The sequence below is a fragment of the Aeromicrobium sp. genome, from assembly GCF_025965075.1.
GTDB lineage: Bacteria > Actinomycetota > Actinomycetes > Propionibacteriales > Nocardioidaceae > Aeromicrobium.
Window position 1 is genome coordinate 1 of the sequence record NZ_JAOPXQ010000130.1, and the last position, 4,084, is coordinate 4,084.

Consider the following 4,084-nt stretch of genomic DNA (forward strand, 5'->3'; position numbering starts at 1 on the left):
TGCTGATGTTCGCGCAGTTCGGCACCTCGGCGATCGAGGTCGTCAACGACACCGTCCCCGGTGCCACCGACGCGGCGACCACGGCGCTCGGCCTGCTGCTCCTGCTGGGGGCGTGCGGCAAGTCCGCGCAGGTGCCGCTGCAGAGCTGGCTGCTCGACGCGATGGAGGGCCCGACCCCCGTCTCCGCGCTGATCCACGCCGCCACGATGGTCACCGCAGGCGTCTATCTCGTCGTGCGCAGCCACGGCATCTTCGACGCGTCGGAGACCGCGCGCACCGCGGTCATCGTCGTCGGCCTGGTCACGCTGCTCGCCGGCGCCTGGATCGGCTGCGCCAAGGACGACATCAAGAAGGCGCTCGCCGGCTCCACGATGAGCCAGATCGGCTACATGATGCTCGCCGCGGGCCTGGGTCCCGCCGGCTACGCGTTCGCGATCTTCCACCTCATCACGCACGGCTTCTTCAAGGCCAACATGTTCCTCGGTGCCGGCTCGGTCATGCACGGCATGGACGACGACGTCAACATGCGGCACTACGGCGGGCTGCAGAAGCTCATGCCGGTGACGTTCGCGACGTTCGCGATCGGCTACCTCGCGATCATCGGCGTCCCGCCGTTCGCGGGCTTCTGGTCCAAGGACCACATCATCGAGGCGGCGTTCGGCCAGAACTTCTGGGTCGGGCTCGGCACGCTGATCGGCGCCGGCGTCACGGCGTTCTACATGACCCGCCTCATGATCATGACCTTCCTCAGTGACCGACGCTGGGCGAGCGCAGCGAGCCCGCATGAGTCGCCCAAGGTCATGACGATCCCGCTGGTCGCCCTCGCCGCGCTCTCCGCGGTCGGCGGCATCCTCGCGCTGGGGGACTGGATCGAGGAGTGGCTCGAGCCCGTCACAGGCACGGCCGAGCACCACGAGCTCGGGATCCCGGTCATCCTGCTGACCCTGATCATCGTCGTGGTCGTCGCCCTCGGCGTCGCCGCAGCCGTGGTCTTCTACCGGCGTGAGCCGATCGCCGCCGAGACGCCCGCCGACAGCTCGGTGTCGGCGTTCGCCCGGGCCGGCCGGCACGAGCTCTACGGCAACGAGCTCAACGACGCCGTCGTCGTCCGCCCGACCCGGCACCTCACCCGGTTCCTGGTCTGGCTCGACGGCATGGGCATCGACGGCTTCGTGACCGGGCTGGCCGACCGGCTCGGTGACACCTCGCAGTTCCTCCGCAAGCCGCAGACCGGCTTCGTCCGTTCGTACGCACTCACGATGTTCGGTGGCGTCGCCATCCTCGTCCTTGCCCTCCTGGCGGTGACCCTCGCATGATCCTGTCGATCCTCGCCGCGACTCCGATCGCGGGAGCACTGCTCCTCGCGTTCCTGCCGCGACAGTCCGCCCCCCACCACCTGGCCAAGACCGTGGCCCTCGGCGTCTCGCTGATCACGCTGGCGCTGTCGCTCGTCGTGCTCGCGAAGTTCGACACCGAGGTCGGCGGCTACCAGATGACGTCGACCCACGAGTGGATCGGCATCTTCGGCGCCCACTACGCGGTCGGCGTCAACGGGATCGGCATCACGCTGATCCTGCTGACCACGATCCTCGCCCCGATCGTGATCCTCGCGGCGTTCGGTGACCGGCTGCCGGACCCCCGCAACATCAATGCGTACTTCGCCTGGATGCTCGCCGTCGAGGGCCTCGCGATCGGCGCCTTCGCGGCGACCGACGCGTTCTTGTTCTACGTCCTGTTCGAGGCGACGCTGATCCCGCTGTACTTCCTGATCGGCAGCTTCGGCGGGCCCAACCGGTCGTACGCCGCGGTCAAGTTCCTGATCTACAACCTCGTCGGCGGCCTGCTGATGCTGGCCTCGATCGTCGGGCTGTACGTCATCAGCTCGCGGCAGGGCGATCCGTCGTACCTGCTGAGCGACCTGCAGGACCTCGACTTCAGCACCAACGCCGAGCGGCTCCTGTTCCTCGGCTTCTTCGCGGCGTTCGCGATCAAGGCGCCGCTGTGGCCGCTGCACACGTGGCTGCCGGACGCGGCGAAGGAGTCGACCCCCGGCACCGCGGTGCTGATGGTCAGCGTCGTGGACAAGATCGGCACGTTCGGCATGATCCGCTGGTGCCTGGGGCTGTTCCCCGGGGCCTCGGACTGGGCCAGCCCGGTCGTCATCGTCCTGGCGGTCATCAGCATCGTCTACGGCGCGCTGCTCGCGATCGGCCAGGACGACATCCGCCGGCTCGTCGCGTTCACCTCGGTGTCGCACTTCGGCTTCATCATCCTCGGCATCTTCGCGTTCACGACGACGTCGATGGCCGGCTCGACGCTCTACATGTTCAACCACGGGCTCTCGACGGCCGCGTTGTTCCTCGTCACCGGCGTCATGATCGCGCGGCGTGGCTCGGCCCGGATCTCCGACTTCGGCGGGGTCCAGAAGATCGCGCCGATCCTGTCGGGGGTCCTGCTGATCGCGGGCCTGTCGAGCCTGTCGCTGCCGGGCCTGGCCCCGTTCGTGTCGGAGTTCCTGGTGCTGTCCGGCACGTTCACCCGGTCGATCCCCGCAGCCGCCGTGGCGACGCTCGGCATCGTGCTGGCGGCGCTCTACATCCTGATCATGTACCAACGCACCATGACCGGGCCGCTGCAGCCGGGCAACGAGGGCGTGACGGACCTCGAGCCGCGCGAGATCGCGGCGCTGACTCCCGCGATCATGCTGATCATCGGCCTGGGCTTCTTCCCGCAGCCGCTGCTCAACGCGATCAACCCGGCGATCGACGAGGTCGTGAGCCAGATCGGCAAGGGCGATCCCTCGCCCAAGACCACGACCCAGATCGACGTTCCGTCCAGCAGCACCGAGGAAGGGGGGCACTGATGCTCACGACCGCTCTTCCCACGAGCCTGGCATCGGCCACGGACCTGCCGCCCATCACGGCGCCGGACATCGAGTACTCGCTGCTCGGCCCGCTGTTCATCATCGCCGGCGTCGCGGTGCTCGGCGTCATCGTGGAGGCGTTCTGGCCGCGGGCGTCGCGCTTCACGGTCCAGGCGGTCCTCGCGATCGTCGGCATCGTGGCGGCGTTCGCCGACACGGTCTGGGTCTACACCGACCTCGACACGCTCGACACCCCGCTGCTCGCGCGCGGCCAGGTCGCCGCCGAGGGCGCGCTCTCGATCGACGGGCCCGGCATCTTCACGTGGGGGATCCTGCTGGTCTTCGGCCTCATGAGCATGCTGCTGTTCGCCGAGCGCCGGCTCGAGGGCGGGCTCAGCACGTTCACCGGCCGCGCCGCCGACGCCCCGGGCTCGGCGGCCGAGGCCGAGGCGGTCAAGCACCGCGTCGAGCACACCGAGGTGTTCCCGCTCGCGCTGTTCGCGCTGGTCGGGATGATGCTGTTCGCGACCTCCAACGACCTGCTGACGATGTTCGTCGCGCTCGAGGTCCTGTCGCTGCCGCTCTACCTGCTGTGCGGCCTGGCGCGCCGGCGTCGCCTGCTCAGCCAGGAGGCCGCGCTCAAGTACTTCCTGCTCGGCGCGTTCTCGTCGGTGTTCTTCCTCTACGGCATCGCGCTGGCCTACGGCTACGCCGGCAGCTTCGAGCTCTCCGCGATCGACACCGCGGTCTCCAACCGGATCGGCAGCGAGAACCTGCTGCTGGCGTCGATCGCCCTGATGGCGGTCGGCCTGCTGTTCAAGATCGGCGCGGCGCCGTTCCACACGTGGACGCCCGACGTTTACCAGGGCGCGCCGACCGCCGTCACGGCGTTCATGGCGGCGGGCACCAAGGCCGCGGCATTCCTCGCGCTCCTGCGGGTCTTCTTCGTGGCGTTCGGCGGGTCGTCGTGGGACTGGCGCCCGACGATCGTCATCATCGCGGTCATCACGATGTTCCTCGGTGCGGTCGTCTCGATCTCGCAGACCGACGTCAAGCGCATGCTGGCGTACTCATCGATCGCCCACGCCGGATTCCTGCTGGTCGGCTTCGTCGGGGCGTACGCCGGCGTCCGTGGCGAGGACCGCATCACGTCGGTGTCGAGCATCCTGTTCTACCTCACGGTCTACGGCATCTCGTCGATCGGCGCGTTCGCGGTCGTGA

At 68.7% G+C, this 4,084-nt stretch carries 3 protein-coding genes; all 3 read left to right on the plus strand.

Features of this window, described 5'->3' with window-relative positions; translation table 11 throughout:
* Window positions 1-1,316: NADH-quinone oxidoreductase subunit L (locus tag JWQ91_RS08245; RefSeq protein WP_297782382.1), on the plus strand; the 1,316-nt coding region annotated here is incomplete at its 5' end.
* Window positions 1,313-2,863: an NADH-quinone oxidoreductase subunit M gene (locus JWQ91_RS08250; protein WP_297782383.1), complete on the plus strand. Its 1,551-nt coding sequence runs from the start codon at window positions 1,313-1,315 to the stop codon at window positions 2,861-2,863. The genes JWQ91_RS08245 and JWQ91_RS08250, both read left to right, overlap by 4 nt.
* Window positions 2,863-4,084 (plus strand): NADH-quinone oxidoreductase subunit NuoN (gene nuoN / locus JWQ91_RS08255; RefSeq protein WP_297782384.1); only part of this gene is annotated, 1,222 nt, incomplete at its 3' end. The genes JWQ91_RS08250 and nuoN, both read left to right, overlap by 1 nt.

Coding starts and splice junctions, on each gene's coding strand:
- JWQ91_RS08250 (WP_297782383.1), top strand. CDS start 1,313: ATGATCCTGTCGATCCTCGCCGCGACTCCGATCGCGGGAGCACTGCTC.